The sequence below is a fragment of the Mesorhizobium sp. AR02 genome, assembly GCF_024746835.1.
Classification (GTDB): domain Bacteria; phylum Pseudomonadota; class Alphaproteobacteria; order Rhizobiales; family Rhizobiaceae; genus Mesorhizobium.
In genome coordinates, this window is sequence record NZ_CP080530.1 from 239,255 (window position 1) to 260,812 (window position 21,558).

Annotated in this window: 19 protein-coding genes; 18 read left to right on the forward strand and 1 reads right to left on the reverse strand. The window is 60.5% G+C overall.

The window, feature by feature from the left end; translation table 11 throughout:
- Positions 1–47: 47 nt before the first annotated feature.
- Positions 48–1,265, forward strand: coding sequence for an MFS transporter (locus tag DBIPINDM_RS01005; protein WP_258581049.1), 1,218 nt, complete (start codon positions 48–50; stop codon positions 1,263–1,265).
- 1,206 nt (positions 1,266–2,471) lie between these two features.
- Here the strand turns inward: DBIPINDM_RS01005 and DBIPINDM_RS01010 are convergent.
- Positions 2,472–3,539, reverse strand: a complete 1,068-nt coding sequence (locus DBIPINDM_RS01010) for a hemin-degrading factor (RefSeq protein WP_258581050.1) — start codon at positions 3,537–3,539, stop codon at positions 2,472–2,474.
- Positions 3,540–4,257: 718 nt separating this feature from the next.
- Here DBIPINDM_RS01010 and DBIPINDM_RS01015 point away from each other — a divergent pair.
- The 17 genes from DBIPINDM_RS01015 to DBIPINDM_RS01095 all read left to right on the forward strand — a co-directional run bounded on the left by DBIPINDM_RS01015 (position 4,258) and on the right by DBIPINDM_RS01095 (position 21,422).
- Complete coding sequence (locus tag DBIPINDM_RS01015; RefSeq protein ID WP_183455281.1) at positions 4,258–4,578, forward strand: iron-sulfur cluster assembly accessory protein; 321 nt, start codon at positions 4,258–4,260, stop codon at positions 4,576–4,578.
- 757 nt (positions 4,579–5,335) lie between these two features.
- Positions 5,336–6,553: a cysteine desulfurase NifS gene (nifS, locus tag DBIPINDM_RS01020; protein WP_258581051.1), complete on the forward strand. Its 1,218-nt coding sequence runs from the start codon at positions 5,336–5,338 to the stop codon at positions 6,551–6,553.
- Positions 6,550–7,776 carry a homocitrate synthase gene (nifV, locus tag DBIPINDM_RS01025; RefSeq protein WP_258581052.1) on the forward strand — a complete coding sequence of 409 codons (1,227 nt, stop codon included), beginning with the start codon at positions 6,550–6,552 and terminating at the stop codon, positions 7,774–7,776. The genes nifS and nifV overlap by 4 nt, the downstream gene beginning before the upstream one ends.
- A 5-nt stretch (positions 7,777–7,781) precedes the next feature.
- The gene (locus tag DBIPINDM_RS01030; RefSeq protein ID WP_258581053.1) at positions 7,782–8,030 is read left to right on the forward strand and encodes a hypothetical protein; all 249 of its coding nucleotides are present in this window, start codon (positions 7,782–7,784) and stop codon (positions 8,028–8,030) included.
- Positions 8,014–8,394: a nitrogenase stabilizing/protective protein NifW gene (gene nifW, locus DBIPINDM_RS01035; RefSeq protein WP_258581054.1), complete on the forward strand. Its 381-nt coding sequence runs from the start codon at positions 8,014–8,016 to the stop codon at positions 8,392–8,394. The genes DBIPINDM_RS01030 and nifW overlap by 17 nt, the downstream gene beginning before the upstream one ends.
- A 184-nt stretch (positions 8,395–8,578) precedes the next feature.
- Positions 8,579–9,430, forward strand: coding sequence for an electron transfer flavoprotein subunit beta/FixA family protein (locus tag DBIPINDM_RS01040; protein ID WP_258581055.1), 852 nt, complete (start codon positions 8,579–8,581; stop codon positions 9,428–9,430).
- A 16-nt stretch (positions 9,431–9,446) separates the two neighbouring features.
- Positions 9,447–10,556: an electron transfer flavoprotein subunit alpha/FixB family protein gene (locus tag DBIPINDM_RS01045; protein ID WP_258581056.1), complete on the forward strand. Its 1,110-nt coding sequence runs from the start codon at positions 9,447–9,449 to the stop codon at positions 10,554–10,556.
- A gap of 10 nt (positions 10,557–10,566) precedes the next feature.
- Positions 10,567–11,874 carry an FAD-dependent oxidoreductase gene (locus DBIPINDM_RS01050; RefSeq protein WP_258581057.1) on the forward strand — a complete coding sequence of 436 codons (1,308 nt, stop codon included), beginning with the start codon at positions 10,567–10,569 and terminating at the stop codon, positions 11,872–11,874.
- Between the two features lie 11 nt (positions 11,875–11,885).
- On the forward strand, positions 11,886–12,185 hold the full coding sequence (locus DBIPINDM_RS01055) for a ferredoxin family protein (RefSeq protein ID WP_183455289.1): 300 nt from the start codon (positions 11,886–11,888) through the stop codon (positions 12,183–12,185).
- A 166-nt stretch (positions 12,186–12,351) separates the two neighbouring features.
- Positions 12,352–14,091, forward strand: coding sequence for a nif-specific transcriptional activator NifA (nifA, locus tag DBIPINDM_RS01060; protein ID WP_258581058.1), 1,740 nt, complete (start codon positions 12,352–12,354; stop codon positions 14,089–14,091).
- A gap of 239 nt (positions 14,092–14,330) precedes the next feature.
- A complete protein-coding gene (nifB, locus tag DBIPINDM_RS01065) occupies positions 14,331–15,812 on the forward strand; it encodes a nitrogenase cofactor biosynthesis protein NifB (protein ID WP_258581059.1) in 1,482 nt (493 codons plus the stop codon).
- Positions 15,813–15,842: 30 nt separating this feature from the next.
- On the forward strand, positions 15,843–16,037 hold the full coding sequence (locus DBIPINDM_RS01070) for a 4Fe-4S binding protein (protein ID WP_183455291.1): 195 nt from the start codon (positions 15,843–15,845) through the stop codon (positions 16,035–16,037).
- Between the two features lie 68 nt (positions 16,038–16,105).
- Positions 16,106–16,426: a nitrogen fixation protein NifZ gene (locus DBIPINDM_RS01075; RefSeq protein WP_183455454.1), complete on the forward strand. Its 321-nt coding sequence runs from the start codon at positions 16,106–16,108 to the stop codon at positions 16,424–16,426.
- On the forward strand, positions 16,423–16,635 hold the full coding sequence (gene nifT / locus DBIPINDM_RS01080) for a putative nitrogen fixation protein NifT (protein WP_183455292.1): 213 nt from the start codon (positions 16,423–16,425) through the stop codon (positions 16,633–16,635). Before DBIPINDM_RS01075 ends, nifT begins: the two co-directional genes overlap by 4 nt.
- Positions 16,636–16,670: 35 nt before the next feature.
- A complete protein-coding gene (locus DBIPINDM_RS01085) occupies positions 16,671–17,594 on the forward strand; it encodes an SIR2 family NAD-dependent protein deacylase (protein ID WP_258581234.1) in 924 nt (307 codons plus the stop codon).
- A gap of 55 nt (positions 17,595–17,649) precedes the next feature.
- Positions 17,650–19,518, forward strand: coding sequence for an ABC transporter ATP-binding protein (locus DBIPINDM_RS01090; RefSeq protein WP_258581060.1), 1,869 nt, complete (start codon positions 17,650–17,652; stop codon positions 19,516–19,518).
- Positions 19,518–21,422: an ABC transporter ATP-binding protein gene (locus tag DBIPINDM_RS01095; protein WP_258581061.1), complete on the forward strand. Its 1,905-nt coding sequence runs from the start codon at positions 19,518–19,520 to the stop codon at positions 21,420–21,422. The genes DBIPINDM_RS01090 and DBIPINDM_RS01095 overlap by 1 nt, the downstream gene beginning before the upstream one ends.
- Positions 21,423–21,558 lie beyond the last annotated feature (136 nt).

Consider the following 21,558-nt stretch of genomic DNA (forward strand, 5'->3'; position numbering starts at 1 on the left):
CAACGCAGCCAATCCATTTTGCAGCATCCAAACTGGCGAGCTTATCGATGACCGAATCCGCGACAGGCTTCCTGGAGGCTGTTCCGCACGACCCAAAAAAGCCAGATGAACGGTCGCGTCCCGCATGGGGTGCGGTCATTTCGCTTGCCTTGGGCACCTTCGGGCTGGTGACGGCAGAGTTTCTGCCGGCCAGCGTGCTGACGCCGCTCGCGCGCGATCTCGGTATCACCGAGGGTGCGGCTGGACAGACGATGACAGCGACCGCGATTGCTGCGGCGATCTCGGCGCCGACGATGGCCATCATCACAAAGCGCCTGGACCGCAGGATCGTACTGTGGGCGATGATGCTGCTGCAGATCCTGTCCAACCTTCTGGCGGAAGTCGCGTGGTCGCTGCCGGTTTTCCTGGCGGCGCGCGTCGTGTTCGGCATTGCGCTCGGAGGCTTCTGGTCGATTTCGGCATCGGTGGCGATGCGGCTCGTTCCAAATCACCTTCTGCCGCGCGCCATGTCAATCATCCTCACCGGCGTTTCGGTCGCTGTCGTATGCGCGCCTCCAATCGGCGCCTATGTCAGCGACATCTGGGGATGGCGAGAGCCCTTCATGATCACCGCGGTCGTTAATGCCGTTACACTGCTGGTGCAACTCGTAACGATGCCGACGCTGCCTCCGGTTGAAATGGCTGGATTCCGAAGTCTGCTGGATGTGGCCAAAAAGCCGACCATCAAGGTCGCCCTTTTAGTCATAGTCCTGGTCGCTTCTGGGCACTTTGCCAGCTTCACCTACATCCGCGCCGTCCTTGAGAGGATTCCCGCGCTCGATAGCAAGACAATCCCGCTGGTATTGCTCGCTTCTGGCATAGGCGGCATCTTCGGCAATTTAGCTGGCGCATTCCTGGCCCAACACAGCCTCAAGGCAGTCGCGGCCCTGCCATCCCTGCTCATGGCGATAGCCGCTATCTCGTTGCTGATGCTGGGAGCATCGGCCTGGGCCTCGGCGATTGCGATTGTCGTATGGAGCTTTGCCTTCGGTGCGGTGCCGGTGGGATTACAGACGTGGATGGTGCTGCGCGCCGTTCCCGGGCAGGCCGAAAGCGCCGGTGTGCTGACGGCCGCAACGTTCCAAGTGGCCATCGCGGCGGGCGCGATTTTCGGCGGACTACTGGTGAAATATGCCGGCGTTCACAGTGTCTTTGCCTACAGCGCGGTTGCCACGTTCCTCGCCGCCCTCACAGTTTTCCTGCTTGGCCCGAAGCGCGCAACCTAGACGGCCCGACAGGCAATGCCTTCAGCTCAGCGCGCTGAGAGATGCAAACGCATCAGCCGCCTGGATCGCGGCTACTGTCACTTCAACGTCCGCTTCATATCGGGCATGGACAAGCGCCAGCGCCCTCACCGGCCCACCTCCGCGCCTACGGGGAGCGGTCAGCGTTCGCCCGGGCGGAGTTGGTCAGGGTTACGCAGCCCGGGCGAGCGCCGGTCGCGCTTGGCAGCTGATGGTGACTAGGCGCGGTTCTAGAAGCGTCGACTCGTTTCCTGTCTCTCGCAATGGCGGCGACACGCTTGAGGAGCGACGTCTCCCCGGATCGCGTTATTCTGGTTGCCAGTTTCGGACGGCTTGATCTCACAGATGAACAGCTTGTCTACCCATGGCTCCTCCCGGCGACAAATTGCAGTTTACGCGATGAGCAGGATTGGTGCCGATGCTTAATGCCGGGCCTTTTTTGGCGCGGCGTCGCGACATCAACGACTCGAGCTTCCCGGCTGCCATCCAGGTCGAAGGAGAGGACCGCCTCCAGCTCATCTGGTCCCGCCAACCCCGGCCCGGCCGCCCAAGGCATGCCGACCTGCTGTACATCCAGCACTACCATCAATGCTGAAAACACTGGATTTTGCGTAGCTAGATGTTGCGCCTCCAGAGGTTGTACAGGTCACAAGCAAGGAATGGCGCAATGAATACCTTGCGTGCGGCTGCATAGACCAAGCGTTCGCGGTCTTTCCGCGTCCTTTGATCGAGGCCGTCTGCTTTTCGGCCTATGCCCTGTCGGCAAAGGACTTCCTGGCCCTGGCGTCGACCGCGCCTTGCCGGCGACGCGAATCTTTCGAGTATGCCTTTGTGGAGGCCGTGCTCTGGCATAGTGATAATGGGACCAATCGATTTCTCGTCCATCACTTGCCCTCCGTCGAGCAAGGCCAGAATGTTGGACCCTGGAGCGACAGACCCCCCCCTGCGCGGGGCAGCTGAGCCATAGCTTCAGCGCGGCGTTCGGGTCGTCGAAACGGGAGCTATGATGACCATACTCTCCAACGGCATAGGCAATCTCGGCGATGGAACCTCCAATCGAGGCGATCCGCGGCGGATCCGAAAAGACAGCTGCGCCCTCGGTGGCAGCGGCAGGCAGAGCGGTAGCCAGCAGAACCCACATTACCGGCGCGGGCACCGAGCGAAAACGGAAATCACCATGCATCGGTCTTACCTCACGCGGTCCGTCGGGGTTGGAATACGCGGCAGGGTCTCGGCTAGGAGCCGCCAGTCGCCGCGCTCGCATTCGCCTTCGCGGCGTTCGCCGAAGAACTGGATGATCATTCTGCCGTCGGCGCCATAGGCTTCGAGTGAGGTGAGGTGACCGTCCCTGGTCGGCTTGCGCACGGCCCAAACCTCGCGGATGTGGTGGGTTGAGAGATGCAGGCGGAAGGTTTCGTCCAGCACATTGATCCGCGGCCCGATGGGCTTGACCGACTTGATCGGGCCGGAATGGATCTGGATGCAGCCACGATTGCCGACGAAGCACATGATCGGCATCTCGTCTTCGCTCGCGCATTGGAACATGGCGCCAACGGCGGCATTGTCGAGTTGCCAGGCGTAATCCTGGCCAACCATGCGCAGCGCCCGGCAGCGACTGAGCTTCAGCGTCTTCAGCATGTCGAAGAACTGATGCACGTCGGTCAGCCGGCTCCAGTGCTCGCGCAGCTCCGTGACCATGGCGGCTTGGTCCGGAACCTCTGCGTCAGAGTCGGCTCCGTTTGCCTTAACCCACAAGATCGGCTCCTGGTTCGAGGATGCGAGCTCCGCCACCAGCTTTTGATAGGCGTAGAGGTTGGAGGCCGGCCTGACATCCACCTGATGCACTGCTGCGCCGGCGGCGTCGAAGAATTGCAGGCTGCGGCGGATGTTGCCGTCGTCGCGCTTTTCAACGGCAAAGCCATGCGCCCAACCCTTCGGGAAGATGCGCAGGTTGATGTCGTCGCCGAGAACCATGGCATGGTGGTTGCCGGTTACGACCTTGTTGTACAAGCCAATCTTCTCGTGCACGGCACTTTGATTTCGGGTCACCGCCCTTACCTCGCCCACGGCTTCGAGGCCTATCAGCAGATCATTGACGCGCGGCTCGATGCGCGCCGCGCCGGAACCGCAATGCGCCGCGACCAGCTCCGCTTCCGAAATGCTCAATTTGGCGGCGAGATCATGCTCGCGGATTTTCGGACTGTCTTCCTGTGCCCGCCGGATTTGGTCCGGAGAGGGTTTCTCGCGCTGCTCCATGTCTTACCCCTGCTTCCACATAATTGTTGAGGATCAGCTGTCCTGTTCCAATCGAGCCCGCCCGTGTGCTCGATGCCGATCTTTTGCTCGGCCAGGATCACCGGCTCGAAAGGCGCTGGCTGCTGTACGACGGCGCAACGAGACTGACAGTCAGATGTCGGTCTCCCATCAAGCGGTCGCCGGCGACTGGCCGGTAGCGAGCGATTGTAGAGGTCGACGCCAACCGACCGATCCCGCGTTTGGGGGTGGACGGGCGGGGCTGCTTTCCTTCAGAAAGCGGATCTGGTCAAAACCTGACATCTTGCTTCCCTTACATTGTTCCACTGATCGCGAGGCCACCCGCGAATCAGTGTCGGTCGGCAGTTGTGCCGCCTTCCAAAGCGGGGCTTCAAAAGTCGTGCCAATTGCGCAGAAGCGACCTCGGAAAGACGTTCGCATACGGGTCAAGGGTTTAGGCAGGAGTGGCACGACCCACGCCGAGACCACTGTGTCGCGGGTTAGACAAACCATCAGTTGTGTCGCCCAGCCGTCTTCCAGGAACGAGGACGGGATTGCTACGGCGCAATTCACGTGACGAGCGACGTGCGCACTTCCGACAATGTCGCACATCCGACACAGGGCTGAAGGGCCAAGCTTTTGTTTTAAAAACGTTTTACTTTGGCATGGCACGTGCACTGTCGTCCGCAAATGCGTGACGGATTGAGGAGAAATTCGAGCCATGATTACGCTCACCCACACCGCAGTTGCTGCCGTCAAGACCGTCCTTTCCCGCGCCAGCGAGCCGGCGGAAGGCTTTCGTATCATGGTCCAGACCGGCGGCTGCGCCGGCTTCAAATACTCGATGGGCCCCGAGAGCGTCTTGCGCGAGGGCGATGCGATCATTGAGGCAGATGGGGTCAAGGTATTCGTGGACGTAGGGTCTCAACCCCATGTAGCAGGCATGACCGTCGACTTTGTCACGGGGTTGGAGTCCTCCGGCTTCGTCTTCGATAATCCAAACGCGCGGGAGAAGTGCGCTTGCGGCAAGTCCTTCGGCTGATCGCCCGAGAAGCCGCATGTGGAACTTTAGCGGGAAGGCCAAGGAACACTTCAACCGGACGCATGCCGACGTTCTGGAAACAGCCAATTCAGGAGGTAAGCTCGGGACCATCCGCTACGGCGACATGTTTGAATCTGTCAACGGCATCGACCGGGGGACGTCAAGGATCACTGCCGCCGAGCGCCAGACCTTCAGCGGCCGCGCCGCGGTCGCCTCATTGTCGGCGGCTATCGAACTCACCATCGGCAAACCGCCATGGAGCAGATCAGTTGCTACACAAAGGCTGCCCCGGGATGCCTCGCAGCCATCGTGGAAGTGCTTGTACTGGTCCAGGGAGAAATGCCCGCGGCGGGGTCTATTGCGGCAGAGCAGGTCTAGACGCCCGCCAAAACAGACGCCCGCGCCCTCAATAAGGAGGCAAGGTCGAAGCCCGTCTCGGGACCGGCGATCGCTTCAGGTGGGATGCGCGGAACGTCCCCGCCCGAAACAGTTCAGCTCCTGGAGGGCCCGAAGTTGCCGGCCGCCCAGTGACGGCGCTGCGGCAAACTCGACTGATAGTAGACGCTGTCGGGAGTTAACCGGAGGCCCTCGCCGGGGAGGCGAACTTGACGATATCGACGGCGACCATGTCGACGTCAGACTTTCGGACGCCTGCACCGGCCGCCAGTCTCCACCACACCCACCAAGGGCCTGCGCCAGAGCTCCATGCGACCGATCTCCCGCGTCGCTTCGTTCTGGTCAACTGAGGGATCACAGCATGAGACCTGTCTATCTCGACAACAACGCCACGACACGGGTCGATCCTGAGGTCGTTCAAACGATGTTGCCGTTCTTTAGGGATCGATTCGGCAACCCTTCGTCGACGCATGATTTCGGCGCCTCGGCCTTTGCGGCGGTGAATAAGGCGCGCCTGCAGCTGCAAGCGCTGATCGGCGCCGAGCTCGACCATGAGATCATCTTCACATCGGGCGGGACGGAAAGCGACAATGCAGCGATTCTTTCGGCGCTGGAGGTGTTGCCCAGCCGGACAGAGATCCTGATTTCCGCGGTCGAGCATCCTGCGGTGCTGACACTCTGCACGCATCTTGAGAAGACGCGGGCCGTCACGGTGCACAGGATCCCGGTGGATCGCCAGGGCCGGCTCGACCTCGACGCCTACAGGGCCGCCCTGAGCCCACGCGTGGCAATCGTCTCGATCATGTGGGCAAACAACGAGACCGGCACGATCTTCCCTGTTGGCGAGCTTGCTGAGTTGGCCAAGGAAGCCGGCGCCCTCTTCCATACTGATGCTGTGCAGGCGGTCGGCAAAGTTCCCATGGACCTGAAATCGACCGCAATCGACATGCTGTCGCTGTCCGGCCACAAGCTGCATGGCCCGAAAGGGATTGGAGCGCTTTTTGTAAAACGTGGCGTGCCCTTCCGCTCGATGATCAAAGGCGGGCACCAAGAGCACGATCGGCGTGGGGGCACCGAGAATACGCCTGGCATAGCCGGGCTGGGCATGGCGGCCCAACTCGCCTTGAAATTCGTGGACGACGCGACCACACGGGTAAAGTCGCTGCGCGACCGCCTTGAAGACGGGATACTCCAGCGCGTCCCGAACACCTTCGTCAATGGCGATCCGCTGGAGCGGTTGCCAAACACCGCAAACATTGGCTTTGCACATGTCGAAGGCGATAGAATCCCACTTCTCCTCAGCCGCGCCGGAATTGCGTGTTCCTCCGGCTCCGCGTGCACCTCCGGCTCATTGGAATCGAGCCACGTTCTGAGGGCCATGAAAACGCCGCACGGCTCAGTCCGCTTCTCCCTCGCGCGCGACAACGGCGAAGCGGACATCGACCGAGTGCTCGAGGTCTTGCCGCCGATCGTGGAGAAGGTGCGTGGCTCACCCAGTCCTGGGCCGGCGAGGCGAGGTAATGAAGATCATCAATCGGGTCTAGGCCAGAGCGGCAGCAGAATAGACTTCCTTTCATGAACCGTGATGTCTTCCTCAACGATACCACCATGCGCGATGGCGAGCAGGCACCCGGCGTCTCCTTCACCATTGCGGAAAAGCTGGAGCTCGCCGAGTCTCTCGCGGCAGCCGGCATCCCAGAGATCGAGATCGGCACGCCGAGCATGGGCGGCGACGAGATCGAAACAATTCGCGCCGCGGTCGCCAGGAGTCTCCCGGTGCGGCTCACGGCCTGGTGCCGGATGACGTCGCGGGATCTCGAGGCGGCGATCGAGAGCGGCGTCACCGCCGTCAATCTGTCGCTGCCTGCATCGGACATCCAATTGGCGGCCAAACTCGGCCTCGATCAGGGGGCAGCGCTCCAGATCATCGCGCAGATGGTCGGGCGCGCAGCCGCCCACGGCTTTTTCGTTGCCGTCGGCTGCGAGGATGCCTCGCGAGCCGATCGGGATCATCTGGCCCGCGTCATTGAGACGGCCGCGCGCGCCGGCGCAAGCCGCGTCAGGCTGGCCGATACGGTCGGCGTTCTCGACCCTTTTTCGACCTTCGAGATTGTCGCTCAGCTCGCGGCGCTGTCTCCCATCGACCTCGAATTCCATGCACACAACGATCTCGGCCTTGCGGTCGCCAACACGCTGGCAGCAATCCGCGCCGGCGCCCGTCATGCCTCCGTCACCGTCCTGGGGCTCGGAGAGCGGGCGGGCAATGCCGCGCTGGAAGAGGTGGCCACCGCGATGGCCGTTCTCGACGGCGCGGATACAGGCATCGAGCTGACCGCATTGCCGGACCTCGCCGCCCAGGTGGCTTGGGCCGCCTGCCGGCAGACCGCGGCCATGAAGCCGATCGTCGGCGCCGATGTTTTCAGCCACGAGTCCGGCATTCACGTCGCGGGGCTGCTGAAGGACCCGCGTACCTATCAGGGGCTCGATCCGGCTCTCGTGGGCCGCTGCCGGCGAATCGTCATTGGCAAGCATTCCGGTGCGACCGCGATCGCCTATGTGCTGGGCGATAGTGGCCGCGATCTCGACCCGGATCTGGCAGCCGCGATGGTTGCCCGCGTCCGCCGCAAGGCGACCGAGACCAAATCGACTGTCACCGCAACTCAACTGGTCGAGCTCTACGACACACTGCGCAGCGAGGCAGCCGGCCGAGACTTGGAATCGAGTAGGTGGCGATGTCATTCATCCTCGACCATTTCCTCCGGATTGGTAGCCGCGCGGGGCGGCGTAAAGCCGCTCGGCTAGCCCTGATGGTCCATAAGGTCATCGCCGATGTGAAGGCGCGCGACCGCCGGGTCGGCGTCTATGCGCTGATGGAGAACGTCCCGCCTCGCGTGACGCTGGTCGGCGTTGCCGCGTTCCTGAATGGCCGCTTCGATCTCGACGTCATCTGCCCGATGATGGCATCCCATTCGCGACTGCAGATTAGCCGGTGCGACGAACGCACCAGACACCACGGTTTCCGACCCAAGGGAGAGTGCAATGACTTGTTCTGCTGATGGCCATACCGTCGACGTGACGGACATTCTCGCGCGACTGAAGGGCCTTTCGGCTGCGGAGGAGTTCTTCGCGGTCCTTGGCGCTTCCTATGACCCGAAGGTGCTCAACGTCTCACGGCTCCATATTATGAAGCGCGTGGGGGAATACCTTGCCGAAGAAGATTTCTCCGGTCTGCCTGACCAGGTGATCGCCGCGCGGGTGCGCACCAAGCTGGAACGGGCCTACGAGGACTTCGCTGCTTCCTCGCCGCTCACGCACCGTGTCTTTAAGGTGCTTAAGGACCACGATCCGAACAAACCTGCCATGCCGGGCCGCACCTTCGTCCCGTTCGACGCCGCATTGAAGCGGTTCGAAAAGGAATGAGCGCGACACGATTGCGACGCGTCATTGTCGAGAAGCCGACAAATCCGGTCATCACGACGGCGCCCTCAGCGCAACCAACCGAACTTCCAGGAATATGGGCATGCAAAACAATTGGCACGAATGATGCTGGGGAGAAGATGAACTGCCAAGCCCGTATCCCGATAGGAGCCTAGAGAAACCGCCAATGCACATCGTAATCTGCATCAAGCAGGTGCCGGACTCGGCACAAATCCGGGTCCATCCGGTGACGAACACGATCATGCGCCAGGGTGTTCCGACCATCATCAACCCTTATGACTTGTTTGCCCTGGAAGAAGCACTCAGACTGCGCGACGCTTATGGTGGCGAGGTCACCGTGCTCAGCATGGGTCCGCCCATGGCAGAAGACTCGCTACGCAAGGCGCTCGGTTACGGAGCCGATCGGGCGGTGCTCTTGACCGACCGTTATTTTGCCGGCTCGGACACGCTGGCGACCTCCTTCGCTCTTTCCCAAGCAATAGCGAAGATTGGCGAAACGTTTGGCCCGCCCGACATCGTGTTTACCGGCAAGCAGACGATCGATGGCGACACCGCCCAGGTCGGGCCTGGCATAGCCAAGCGCCTCGACCTCCAACAACTCACCTACGTCGCGAAAATCGGCTCCATTGACCTTGCTGCCCGCGAGATCGAGGTCGAGCGCCGCTGCGAAGGCGGCACGCAGATGCTGAAGAGCAGGCTGCCTTGCCTCATCACCGTGCTGGAAGGCACAAACGAGATCCGGCGGGGCTCGTTCGAGGACGCGCTGTGCGCCGCGCGCAGTCAGATCGTCAAGTGGACTGCGGTCGCCGCTGGCATTGAGGACCTTACCAGATGTGGGCTGCGTGGCTCGCCGACGGTCGTCAAGCGCGTTTTTGCCCCGACTGCGCGGGCGGAAAAAGCGGAGCATATCGAGACCGCGGAGAAGACCTTGCGCGATGCCGCTGACGAACTCATCGCCGCAATCTTCACCCGTCAGCCGCCGCTGGAACATGAACTCGCCTTCAACAACGGCGCGTGACGGCCAGGAGTAGACAATGTCGACAGCGAATCGAGAACCCGCTCGCCCTGCCGCCGGCCGTGCCGGCATAAAGAAAGAACTGCCTGACCGTTTCAAGGACTACCGGCACGTCTGGGTCTTCATCGAACTCGAACGTGGCCAAGTCCATCCCGTGTCTTTCGAACTGCTCGGCGAAGGCCGCAAGCTGGCCGACAAGCTTGGCGTCCAGCTTGCGGGCGTCGTGCTCGGACCGCCAGGAGAAGCCACCTGGTATGCCGTTGCCGAGGCGTTCGCTTATGGCGCCGACCTTGTCTACATCGCCGAGGTACCGCTGCTCGCCGATTATCGAAATGAGCCGTTTACCAAGGCGATGACGGATCTGGTCGATACCCACAAACCCGAGATCCTTCTTCTCGGAGCGACCACGCTCGGCAGGGATCTTGCCGGGTCCGTGGCGACCACCTTGCAGACCGGGCTCACGGCCGACTGCACCGAACTTGACGTGGATACCGACGGTTCGCTCGCGGCTACCCGTCCGACTTTCGGCGGTTCCTTGTTATGCACGATCTACACGCTCAACTACCGGCCGCAGATGGCGACAGTGCGAGCGAGGGTCATGCCCATGCCGCAGCGCACGGATAAGCCCGTCGGGCGTATCATCCAGCACAAGGTATCTCTGGCCGAGGACGAGATCGTGACCAAAGTCCTCGGCTTCCTGCCTGATAGCCAGTCGGCAAAGGCAAATCTCGCCTATGCCGACGTCGTGGTTGCGGGAGGCCTTGGCCTCGGCGCGGCGGAGAACCTGCAGCTTGTGAAGAATCTCGCTCGAGCAATTGGCGCCGAACATGGCTGTTCGCGCCCGCTGGTCCAGAAAGGCTGGATGCCGGCTGATCGACAGATCGGCCAGACTGGCAAGACCATCCGGCCGAAGCTTTACATTGCGGCGGGGATTTCCGGCGCCATTCAGCACCGGGTTGGAGTTGAGGGCGCCGATCTCATCGTGGCCATCAACACCGACCCGACCGCGCCGATTTTCGATTTTGCCCACCTCGGGATCGTGACCGATGCCATCCGCTTCCTGCCCGCACTTACGGAAGCCTTTACCCGGCGGCTGTCGCCGCACAGTCGCGACAAGCTTGCAAGCTAAGGAAACGGATATGATCGAGGAGAAATTCGACGCCATCGTCGTCGGGGCCGGCATGTCCGGGAACGCAGCTGCTTACATCATGGCAAGCAACGGCCTGAACGTGCTGCAATTGGAGCGCGGTGAATATCCGGGCTCCAAGAACGTTCAGGGCGCCATCATGTACGCGAACATGCTGGAGAAGATCATCCCCGATTTCCGGGATGATGCGCCTCTTGAGCGGCATCTGGTTGAACAGCGGCTTTGGGTGATGGACGAGACCTCCCACACCGGGATTCACTATCGGTCGGATGACTTCAACGAGGCAAAGCCCAACCGCTACACGATCATACGCGCCCAGTTCGACAAATGGTTTTCGCGCAAGGTGCGCGAGGCCGGGGCGACGGTTCTGTGCGAGACGACCGTAACGGAACTCGTCCGTGATGCCCAGGACAAGGTGGTCGGCGTCCGCACGGACCGGGCCGGCGGGCCGATCTTCGCGGACGTGGTCGTTCTCGCAGAAGGTGTCTCGGGACTGCTTGGCACGCGCGCCGGCCTGCGCAAGATGCCGAAACCAGAAACCGTGGCGCTCGCCGTAAAGGAAATGCATTTCCTGCCCGAAGAGGTCATTGAGCAGCGGTTCGGCGTCAAGGGCGATGAAGGCTGCGTCATCGAGGCGGTGGGGACGATCTCCCGCAGCATGGCTGGGCTCGGCTTCCTCTACACCAACAAGGAGTCAATCTCATTGGGCATAGGCTGCCTCGTCTCCGATTTCGCCGCGACGATGGAGAGCCCTTACGTCCTTCTCGATGCGTTCAAAAACCACCCATCGATCCGGCCGCTGATCGCCGGCTCTGAGGTGAAGGAATATGCCGCGCATCTCATTCCCGAAGGCGGCCACAAGGCGGTTCCGCAGCTCTTTGGCGACGGCTGGGTCGTGGTCGGTGATGCCGCCCAATTAAACAACGCGATTCACCGCGAAGGTTCGAACCTCGCCATGACCTCCGGCCGGATCGCGGCTGAGGCAATCGTCGGGGTCAAGCGCCGCAACAATCCGATGACCAGACGAAACCTCACCATCTACAAGACCATGCTGGACAACTCCTTCGTGGTCAAAGACCTTCGGAAATACAAAGACATGCCGGCCTTGATCCACACGAATTCCAGCAACTTCTTCACGACCTATCCGCGCTTGATATCCCTGGCCGCGCAGAACTTGATGCGTGTCGACGGCACACCGAAGATTGAAAAGGAAAAGGCCACCACGCGCGCCTTTATCAACGTGCGTTCTCGCTGGGGGCTGGTCAGCGACGCGGTCCGCCTGGCATTGGCCTGGCGCTGAGGGAAGACAGGATGACGATCGCAGTGACGAATTTACGCGTCGAGGACAAGCTTTACCAGAACCGCTATCTGGTCGATCCTGGCCGGCCGCATATCAAAGTGCGACCGCACGAGAGCCCGAGCGCGAACTTGCGCGCGCTTACCCACATCTGCCCGGCGAAATGCTATGAGTTGAACGACAAGGGTCAAGTGGAGATCACCGCCGACGGCTGCATGGAGTGCGGCACTTGCCGGATATTGTGCGAGAGCAATGGCGAGATCGAGTGGAACTACCCGCGCGGCGGCTTCGGTGTCCTCTTCAAATTCGGGTGATCGGCGATCGCACCGTTTCGGCTGCACCTGAAATGCAAGCAAACGCCAAAGCATTTTTAGACCGATCTCGCAGTTTGAGAGGAGCTCATGAATTCTGTGCTTTCGAATTTCAGAATCCAAAATGGCGCATGGAAGGAGCACTCTGGAAGACCCCTGAGGTGTTTCCATGGCTCTCATGCCGAGCGATAGGCCCGAAGAAGAAGGACCTTCGAACACCCTGCCTGAACCACGGATCAACTCCATCCACGAACCGGACATCTCCCCCAGGGGATTCTACGAAATATCGCAGGTCCTGACTGCCCCCACCCGGCTTGAGATTACCATCGCCAATGTCGTGAATACCCTTTCTTCATTTGTGCAATTGCGCCATGGAGCCATCGTCGTCCTGGACGCCGAAGCAGCGCCGGGGATTACCGCAATCGTCGGCAGTTCCCACCCATCTCAATCAGAAATTGGCCGCGTCATACCGCAAGCCGCGATAGACCGGATCGTCGCTACGGAGGCGCCGCTCATAATACAGGACGTTGGCAAGTCCGAACTATTTCAGGCTGAGGTTCAGCCGTCTTCGAGTGGCGGCACGATCCCAATTGCCTTCATCGGAATCCCGCTAGTAGCTGAGCACGAGATCCTTGGAACATTGTCGATCGACCGCGTCGGTGAGGGCGAGAGCATCTCTACCGGCGACGAGGACGTACGGTTCCTGACCATGGTGGCCAACCTTGTCGGCCGCACCATTCGTCTCCATCGTATGCTGAGTATGGATGGTCAGCGATACATTGAGGAGCAAGGGCGACCGGAGAAGTCGTTCGACGAGAACAGGGCCGACGCAGCGCGGCATCGGCAAATCAAAATCGACGGGATCATCGGGGAAAGTCTCGCGCTCAAGCGGGTACTCGAAACCGTCTCGGTCGTGGCGAGAACCAATTCCACAGTGCTTCTGCGGGGCGAAAGCGGCACTGGCAAGGAATTCTTTGCCCAAGCCATCCACAAGCTTTCAGCCCGGGGGAAGAAGGCTTTCGTCAAATTAAACTGCGCAGCACTGTCTGAAAGCGTTCTGGAATCAGAGTTGTTTGGGCACGAAAAGGGCTCCTTCACCGGGGCTATCTCGCAGCGCGCCGGCCGCTTCGAACTGGCAAATGGCGGAACGCTGCTACTTGATGAAATCGGCGAGATTTCGCCTGCTTTTCAAGCCAAGCTGTTGCGCGTCCTGCAGGAAGGCGAACTAGAGCGAGTCGGCGGCACGAGAACGCTTCAGGTCGATGTCCGGCTCATATGCGCCACCAACAAGGATCTTGAGACGGCTGTCTTAAATGGGCAGTTCAGGGCCGACCTTTATTACCGCATCAATGTCGTGCCAATCATCCTACCCCCGCTCAGAGAGCGCGCCGGCGATATTCCACGCCTTGCGAACGCGTTCCTCGAGCGGTTCAACAAGGAAAACCATCGCGAGCTCGCCTTCGCGCCGCTGGCGCTTGACCTGATCTCGCAATGCTATTTCCCTGGCAATGTCCGCGAGTTGGAAAACTGCGTTCAAAGGACAGCGACACTTGCGCGTTCGACGACGATCACTCCATCGGATTTCGCTTGCCAGAACAACCAATGCCTTTCTTCGCTTCTCTGGAAAGGAGCCGGCCCTTCGCATGGCGGCAATGCCACGGACGAGCTCTCGAAGATGCCGATCCGGCGCATCGAGGCCCCGGAAGGGTTCTCGCCCGTGAAGGCCTGCGATCCCAATGATCCCGCTTGCCCCGCAAAGGGCCGGCACCTGACGGAACGCGAGCGGCTGACCGACGCGATGCAGAAGGCCGGTTGGGTTCAGGCCAAGGCGGCTCGTGTCCTGGGCCTCACGCCGCGGCAGGTCGGCTACGCTCTGCGCCGGTATGGTATCGAGGTGAAGAAATTCTAGCCAGGCGTGCTGGCGACTTCAAACGTCAGTTCGGAGTGTCGTCCTCACGCTGTGCGTGCCCAGGACGCGGTGCCTCCTCGACCCGATTGGCTGGTGCGCTGTCACAAGCCGGACAAAATTGTGCCGGAGCAAACCGACAGAATGCGACACGCAGAGCCAATCGGGAACTAGAACCGCTCTTTGAGCCGGCATAACTCTTGCGCCTTGAACTGCGACGTTACCAGCAACGGAGCCGTTTGATGTCCGCACCGACAATTTCGCTTCAGGGCCTGACCAGCACGACAGTCTTCGATGAGTTGCTGGCGACCCCGAGGTCCGGTGGCTGCGCATCGTCAACCTGCGGCGTGGCGGGAAAGCCGGAGGACATGGATCCGGCTGTCTGGGACAAGATCAAGGATCACCCGTGCTTTTCGGAAGAAGCGCATCACTTTTTCGCGCGCATGCACGTCGCGGTCGCACCGGCCTGCAATGTCCAGTGCAACTACTGCAATCGCAAATATGACTGCGCCAACGAAAGTCGGCCTGGGGTCGTTTCGGAAAAACTGACACCCGACCAGGCGCTGCGCAAGGTGATCGCGGTCGCCAACGAGGTGCCGCAGCTTTCCGTACTCGGGATCGCCGGACCGGGCGATGCCTGTTACGACTGGAAAAAGACAAGGACAACCTTCGAAAGCGTCGCCAGAGAGGTCCCCGACATCAAGCTTTGCGTCTCAACCAATGGGCTCGCGCTGCCTGACCATGTCGCCGAGCTCGCCGACATGAACGTCGATCACGTGACTATCACCATCAACATGGTCGACCCGGAAGTCGGCGCAAAGATCTATCCTTGGATCTTTTACGATCATCGCCGCTACGCCGGCATCGAGGCCGCCCGAATCCTGCACGAGCGGCAGATGTTGGGCCTGGAGATGCTCACCGCGCGCGGCATCCTCACGAAAATCAATTCGGTGATGATTCCCGGCGTCAACGACGAGCATCTGATCGACGTGAACAAATTGGTCAAGGAGCGTGGCGCGTTCCTGCATAACGTCATGCCGCTGATTTCCGACCCGGCGCACGGTACGCACTACGGCCTGACTGGGCAGCGCGGTCCAAATGCAACAGAGTTGAAGGCGCTTCAGGATCGTCTCGACGGGGGCGCCAAGTTGATGCGCCACTGCCGGCAGTGCCGGGCCGATGCCGTCGGCCTGCTCGGCGGGGATCGTGGCCAGGAATTCACGCTCGACCGGATTGCCGGCAAGGACACCTACGACTCCAGCAAGCGCGAGGCCTATCGACAGGTGGTCGCGCACGAGCGCCGTGATCATGTGGCGGCCAGGAGCGCGGCGATCGGAATGGTCAAGGCAGCAGGCTCCGGCAAGTCCCTTCTCGTCGCGGTGGCGACTAAGGGGGGCGGCCGTGTCAATGAACACTTCGGTCATGCAAGGGAATTCCAACTTTTTGAAGCCTCGCCGAAAGGGATCAGCTTTGTTGGGCATCGCAAGGTCGAGCAGTATTGCGTCGGCGGCTGGGGCGAAAAGGCCACCCTCGACGGCGTCATCGCTGCGCTGGATGGCATAGACATCGTGCTCTGCGCCAAGATCGGAAATTGCCCGAAGGATCAGCTCGCGGAAGCGGGAATCCGAGCAACGGACGCTTATGGTCATGACTACATCGAAACCGCAATTAGCGCAGTTTACGCCACCGCGTTTGCGATCGGACCACTGGCTGCAACGGCCTAGCCGTCTCATTCCAATCCACCAGGAGTTAAAATGGCTTTCAAGATCATCGCGTCCCAATGCACCCAATGCGGCGCCTGCGAGTTCGAATGTCCCTCTGTAGCGATCAAATTCAAGGGCGAGGCCTATGTGATCGATCCGAACAAATGCACCGAATGCAAGGAGGCCGCCGACACGCAGCAATGCGTATCGGTATGTCCGGTGCCGAAGACCTGCGTCCCTGCTTGACTCCGTTTCGGCTTCGCCGCGACCGCGTCGCCTCAGAAGGAGGCTCTAACTCGAAAGGAATGAATCGCATGTGGCTCGGACGCGAACAGGACATCGAAATCCGCAAGCCTCCGCGATTTACGCCGGGTGAGCGGGTGCGTGCCACACGACACATAAAGAATGACGGCACCTATCCTGGCAGGGAGATCGGCGAAAACCTCGTGCGGAAGGGCGACGAAGGTTATGTGCGCGACATTGGCACCTTTCTCCAGCAGTTCTTCATCTACGCGGTCGAATGGATCGATCGCGGCACGGTGGTCGGCATGCGAGCGCGTGAACTGATGAGCCTCGACAAAGCGGAGGCTCCTTGCAGTGCCGAAAGCAGTGCCCGTGAAGGAACGGCTCGATGAAAGTCATGATCCGCAGGACCGGTGCTGGCTTGTCGGCGTATCTCCCAAAGAAGGATTGCGAAGAGGCCATCATCAAGCTGGAGAACGAACATTTGTGGGGCGGGGCCATAACACTCAGGAACGGCTGGCAGTTCGTCCTACCCGACCTTCCGCCCGATACGCGTTTGCCGATCACCGTCGAGGCAAGAAAGATCTCCGACGAGGACTGATGTTGCGGGTGGAAGAGGGTGCGAGAGCAATGAGCATGAACACGATCCTGAACTTGGGCCACCTCGTCGTCATCCAGGGCAGTTTTGCCGAAAAGCTGCTTGACCTTGCGCGCAACGCGCTCGGGGCCGATGAGATGATCCCATATCTCGGTCCGGGCCTTCTCCGCCTCAGTTCCGCTGAACCGTCGGTGCCGTGCACGCCGGAAGCCGTCGCCGCGGCGCTAAATAGCCGGGCGCCAGCCCCTTCAAAGATTCGCACCAATATGTGGTCCGTCGCGCAGTTCATCGAACAGCGCCGGCATCGCCGGACGCTTCAGGCATGGATGGCGGAGATATTCGCAGCGCCGGCGGCGCCGAGTGTTCTCCACACCTGGCTCGCGAGACTGCCGCTCTCCCTAATCATCGATAGCTGGTACGACAGTGCCATGCGCACGACCCTCGCAGAGGCCGGCCGAACGGACGTCGTTGAGATACAAGGCGTCACGCGGGCGAACGAATTCGGTGACATTTGGACGAAAGCCTACGACTTGTCTGGGAGCGAACTCGAACCCGGATCAGCCGCAAAGACGGTTCTCTATACGCCTCACGGCAGCATTAGGCCGGCCGCAAACTTTCTGGTCGCGGATTCCGATTATGTCGAAGTGCTCACCGAGATCGATCTCCAGACGCCGATTCCTGATGTGGTGAAGGAACGGCGCACCTATCGAGGCCTTTTCTTCGTCGGTTGCCGTTTCAACGATCAGATGCTGCGCACCTTCGCCCGACAGATCATGAAGCGCTCCAAAGGGCCACACTATGCGGTGATGGATGCGGCAATACTGACCAAGAACGAACGCCGTTTCCTTGCGGCAAGCGCAATTACGGTCATCGATATGCCCTTAGGTGAAGCCGCTGCTCGCCTCGTCGGATCGGGCACTGCTGTAGATGGTGGCAAGATTTTCGTTAACGGGCGTCGTTAGTTGTGGGTCTCTCGCTTGCCTCAGGAAGCGTCGGAATTCAGTCTGGAACATACACGTGGGTACTGATGCAATTGGCGGCGCGACGAAGCCTCTGTATTCGTCCAAGCATGAGCAAGCGGCCGGGTGGGGCCGTGGCTTCAGCACGCTGCTGCGCATTACCCGCATGAATTTGCGGAACCGGTGGCAGGTCGCCTTCGCTTTCGGATCGACGATCGTAGCGGCAATCCTCCAGCTGCTCATTCCCCAGCTTCTCGGCCAGGCTGTCGACCACACTCAGATAGCGATTGGGGGCGGTGTTGCGGCGATCCCCGCAGAACAAGCGCTCTGGACTTCGGCTCTCCTGCTGCTCGCCGCGAGTACGCTACGCGGCCTGTTCACGATGGCGCAGAACTATTTTGCGGAGGCCGTCGGGCATCACGTCGCGTACGAACTGCGACTTGCTTGCTACGACAAGATCCAACGTCTCAGCTTTTCTTTTCACGACCGGGTTCATTCAGGCGATCTAATCACCCTCGGCATGCTCGATCTCGACGGCGTGCGGATGTATTTTTCCACCGCCCTGGTTCGTATGCTTCTGCTCACCATGCTGATGGGCATCGGCGCCTACACGATGATATCAACCGACCCGGTGCTCGGGGTTATCGCGCTGAGTTTCGTCCCTTTCGTAGCCTGGCGCTCGTCGGTCACACAGCTAAAGCTACGCGCCACCTGGCTCGACCTGCAGGAGCGGCTTTCGGTTCTAGGCCGCGTGATGGAGGAGAATCTCGCAGGCATCCGCGTTGTCCGCGCGTTTTCGGCACAGGCCTATGAGATGGTGAAGTTCGACCGCGCCTCGAAGAATGCGCTCGCCCTCGCCCACGAGCAGGTTGACGTCTACGTGCCCAACACGTCGGCGATGACGCTGTCATTCTTTTTGGCCATGGGGTTGGTCCTCTGGATCGGTTGCAACAAGCTCATCGCGGGCCAAATCAGCGTCGGAACGCTCGCCACGTTCCTTGCGTTTATGACCATTCTGCAAATGCCCGTCCGGCAGATCGGCCTAATGGTCAATGGCTTCGCCCGCGCTTACACTTGCGGCTCGCGCCTCTTCGGCCTGCTCGACCAGGACATCACGATCAGGGATGCTTCCGGCGCCAAACCGCTCGAGATCAGTGAAGGCACTCTGAGCTTCAATAATGTCTCGTTTGTATATCCCGGCACCGGAAACCGCCCCATTCTGAAGAATATCAGCTTTAGCGCCCGTAGAGGCGAAACGATCGCTATCGTCGGTCCGCCGGGTTCGGGCAAATCGACAATCGCTCACCTGATCGCCCGCTTTTATGACGTCACCGGGGGCACCATCACGCTTGACGGGCAGGACATCCGCGCGGTCACCCTTGCCACACTTCGCAAGGAAGTCGCAGTCGTACAGCAGGATGCATTCCTGTTCACTACCACGATCGAGAACAACATCGCTTATGGCGATCCCTGGGCGAAAGAACAGCGAATCGAGCGCGCCAGCGAATCCGCCCAGTTGCACGATTACATCCTCAGCCTCCCCGCAGGCTACAAGACGGTCGTTGGCGAACGCGGCGCCACCCTCTCGGGCGGCCAGCGCCAGCGTCTCACGATAGCTCGCACAATGATGCTGCGCCCATCAATCGTCATTTTCGACGACTCAACGGCCGCGATCGACGCCGCCACTGAGCAGCGCATCCGCGCGGCGATACGGCGATTCGCCAAGGATAGGGTGACGATCATCATTGCCCACCGGCTGAGTTCGCTCAGGCACGCCGACCGGATCCTGTTTATTGACAATGGCGAGATCGTGGAACGCGGCACCCATCAAGAGCTGTTGGCTAAGCGAGGACGCTATAAGGCCCTTTATGATCTCCAGTTGCGCCCGGAAGATGACAGTGCGATCACGCACAGAGGCGCGCCCTGATGACCAAGGGGCACGCCGCCGAACTTGAAATCGAACCTAATGACGGCGGCGGACGCCCCCCGCACGCGGTGGTCGGCTCCCACCGCATCAAGGAGGAGATGTTCGGCAGGGCTTTCGACAAGAGCATCGTTCGACGCATCTGGACTTTCGTTCGTCCCTACCGTGCTAGGGTAGTCATCTCGAGTGCCGCATTGCTGATCTTCGTCGGCACGCAGCTTCTCATCCCCCTGATCATCCGCCGCGCGATCGATCACGCCATAACTCCGGCAGGCGTTGATCGCTCCGCCCTGCTCAGGGCCGCCGGCGCGTTTGCGCTCGCTATTCTGGTTAATTTCGGCGCCGCCTACGCGCAGGAAACCGTAGTCGGAAAAATGGCTGACAACGTCCTCTTCGATATCCGCCGCGCAATGTTTGCCCATCTGCAGAAAGTTTCGCTCTCCTTCATGGACAAGACCGAGGTGGGACGCCTGATGTCCCGCCTTCAAGGCGACGTTAGCTCGATCCACGAATTCGTCGAGACCTCAGTCTATTCCGTAGGAGACATTGCTCTTCTCTTCGGCATCGTTTTCGTGATGCTGTGCCTCGACTTCCGCCTCGGCTTCCTGACACTCTCGGTCTTGCCGGCCCTGTTGATCATCCGCATCGTCTGGCTGCCGCGTGCCCGCGAAGCCTTCATGGCGGCACACGAAACCAATTCGGTCGTCAATGGCGCGCTGGCGGAAGCCATTCATGGCGTGCGCACCGTCCAGTGCATGGACCGCCAGCAGATAAATTTCATGCTTTATGACGACAAGGCGCATGCCGACCTCAGTGCTCACCTGACCGCTGCCAAGTATGCACAGGTGATGGTGCCGATCGTCGATGGCCTCACCGGGCTCGCCATGGCTATCGTCATCGTGGCCGGCGGCTCCATGATCATGAATGGTCGCATCGACTTGGGCGTTTTGGTCGCCTACCTATTCTATATCCAGCGCTTCTTTGACCCAATTCGCTCCCTTACCCTCCAGTATTCGGTCATGCAGCGCGCCATGGCCTCCGGCAAGCGGCTGACCGATGTGCTGGACGTTAGGATCGATGTTCAGGACAAACCGAATGCCAGAGTGCTTTCGCCGGAAATGGATGGCTCGGTCGAGTTCAGGAACGTCACGTTCGGCTACAATCCCGGCCATCCGGTGCTGAAAAACGTTTCCTTCAGGGTCATGCCCAGCGAGACGGTCGCTTTGGTCGGGCCGACCGGTTCTGGTAAATCGAGCGCGATGGCCCTCGTCCACCGCTTCTATGATGTTCAGCAGGGCCAAGTGCTGGTCGGCGGATACGATGTGCGAGATCTCACCCAGGAATCGCTCGGCCGAGAGGTCGCCATGGTGCTGCAGGAGCCGTTCCTGTTCACCGGGACGGTCTTCGAAAACATTCGCTACCACAAGACGGATGCCACGTGGCACAACGTGATCGAGGCCGCCAAGGCAGTCGGCGCCCATGACTTCATTATGAGCCTTGCAGACGGATACGATACCCAGCTCGGCGAACGCGGCGGCAACCTTTCTCTCGGCCAGCGCCAGCTTGTCAGTTTCGCGCGTGCTCTCGTTGCCGACGCCAAGATTCTCGTTCTTGACGAGGCCACCGCCAATATCGACAGCTACACGGAAATGCTGATCCAGAAGGCTCTTTCAAAATTGCTTAAAGGCCGCACTGGCCTCATCATCGCCCACCGGCTCGCCACGATCCGGAGTGCCGATCGCATCATCGTGCTTCAGAACGGCCAAGTCTTTGAGACCGGAAACCACGACCAACTAACGGCCCTGGGTGGGCTCTATTCCAAGCTATACAATCTCAACTACTCATCCTTCGACGACATTCCCGAAAAGAAATCCGATACGGGGGTACAAGCCTCCTCTTCGACCTAATGCAAACTTCTGCGCTGCGACACCAATTGATCTCCAAGCGAATTTCTTGGTCTCGTTGGCGCCTGCCTCTTCCATTTGGCGCATGGCCCCACTGAAACACCAGCGCATGAATTGTCTTGGTTATTGGCTTAGTCGT

Coding starts and splice junctions, on each gene's coding strand:
- DBIPINDM_RS01005 (WP_258581049.1), top strand. CDS start 48: ATGACCGAATCCGCGACAGGCTTCCTGGAGGCTGTTCCGCACGACCCA.
- DBIPINDM_RS01010 (WP_258581050.1), bottom strand. CDS start 3,539: ATGGAGCAGCGCGAGAAACCCTCTCCGGACCAAATCCGGCGGGCACAG.
- DBIPINDM_RS01015 (WP_183455281.1), top strand. CDS start 4,258: ATGATTACGCTCACCCACACCGCAGTTGCTGCCGTCAAGACCGTCCTT.
- nifS (WP_258581051.1), top strand. CDS start 5,336: ATGAGACCTGTCTATCTCGACAACAACGCCACGACACGGGTCGATCCT.
- nifV (WP_258581052.1), top strand. CDS start 6,550: ATGAACCGTGATGTCTTCCTCAACGATACCACCATGCGCGATGGCGAG.
- DBIPINDM_RS01030 (WP_258581053.1), top strand. CDS start 7,782: ATGGTCCATAAGGTCATCGCCGATGTGAAGGCGCGCGACCGCCGGGTC.
- nifW (WP_258581054.1), top strand. CDS start 8,014: ATGACTTGTTCTGCTGATGGCCATACCGTCGACGTGACGGACATTCTC.
- DBIPINDM_RS01040 (WP_258581055.1), top strand. CDS start 8,579: ATGCACATCGTAATCTGCATCAAGCAGGTGCCGGACTCGGCACAAATC.
- DBIPINDM_RS01045 (WP_258581056.1), top strand. CDS start 9,447: ATGTCGACAGCGAATCGAGAACCCGCTCGCCCTGCCGCCGGCCGTGCC.
- DBIPINDM_RS01050 (WP_258581057.1), top strand. CDS start 10,567: ATGATCGAGGAGAAATTCGACGCCATCGTCGTCGGGGCCGGCATGTCC.
- DBIPINDM_RS01055 (WP_183455289.1), top strand. CDS start 11,886: ATGACGATCGCAGTGACGAATTTACGCGTCGAGGACAAGCTTTACCAG.
- nifA (WP_258581058.1), top strand. CDS start 12,352: ATGGCTCTCATGCCGAGCGATAGGCCCGAAGAAGAAGGACCTTCGAAC.
- nifB (WP_258581059.1), top strand. CDS start 14,331: ATGTCCGCACCGACAATTTCGCTTCAGGGCCTGACCAGCACGACAGTC.
- DBIPINDM_RS01070 (WP_183455291.1), top strand. CDS start 15,843: ATGGCTTTCAAGATCATCGCGTCCCAATGCACCCAATGCGGCGCCTGC.
- DBIPINDM_RS01075 (WP_183455454.1), top strand. CDS start 16,106: ATGTGGCTCGGACGCGAACAGGACATCGAAATCCGCAAGCCTCCGCGA.
- nifT (WP_183455292.1), top strand. CDS start 16,423: ATGAAAGTCATGATCCGCAGGACCGGTGCTGGCTTGTCGGCGTATCTC.
- DBIPINDM_RS01085 (WP_258581234.1), top strand. CDS start 16,671: ATGAACACGATCCTGAACTTGGGCCACCTCGTCGTCATCCAGGGCAGT.
- DBIPINDM_RS01095 (WP_258581061.1), top strand. CDS start 19,518: ATGACCAAGGGGCACGCCGCCGAACTTGAAATCGAACCTAATGACGGC.